This window comes from Kitasatospora sp. P5_F3 (genome assembly GCF_054049135.1).
Window position 1 is genome coordinate 1 of record NZ_JBFUMY010000202.1, and the last position, 761, is coordinate 761.

1 protein-coding gene is annotated in these 761 nt (G+C 73.2%); it reads right to left on the reverse strand.

The window, feature by feature from the left end:
- On the reverse strand, positions 1-761 hold a 761-nt coding region (locus ACXJMZ_RS37345), incomplete at both ends, for an AMP-binding protein (RefSeq protein ID WP_457034436.1).

Genomic DNA, 761 nt, shown 5'->3' on the forward strand with positions numbered 1-761 from the left:
GCGGTCGGTGGGGTAGTCGCGGTCGGTGGGGTAGTCGGGGTCGAGCGGGAGGTAGGCGGCGCCGGCCTTGAGGACGGCCAGTGCGGCGATGACGAGGTCGACGGAGCGGGGCAGCGCGAGCGCCACCACGTCCTCCGGGCCGATGCCCCGGCCGATCAGCGCGTGCGCGAACCGGTTGGCCCGGAGGTTCAGCTCCCGGTAGTCGAGCTCCTGGTCGCCACCGACCACGGCCGGGGCGTCCGGGGCCGCGGCGACCCGCTGCTCGATCAACGTGGGCAGGGTGGCGGGCGGCGGGACGGCACCGGTGTCGTTCCAGGTGTCGAGCAGCAGGCGGCGCTCGTCGGTGCCGAGGATGTCGATCGTGCTGAGCGGCTGGTCAGGGTCGGCGGCGGCGGCTTCGAGCAGCCGCACCAACCAGGTCATCAGCCGCTCGACGGTGCTCCGGTCGAACAGCGCGGTGCTGAACTCGGCCACACCGCGCAGCCCGGCGGGGGCGCCGCTCGGGTCGCGGTGCTCGGACAGGATGACCGAGAGGTCGAACCGGGTGATCCCCGGGTTGACCGGCTGGGGCACGGCGTCGAGCCCGGGGAAGTCCAGCTCCGGCAGCGACATGTTCTGCAGGGCCACCACCACCTGGAAGAGGGGTTGGCGGGCGGCGGAGCGTTCGGGGTTGAGGGCGTCGACGAGTCGTTCGAAGGGGAGGTCCTGGTGGGCGTAGGCGGCGAGGTCTGCGGAGCGTACGCGGGTGAGGAGTTGGCGGA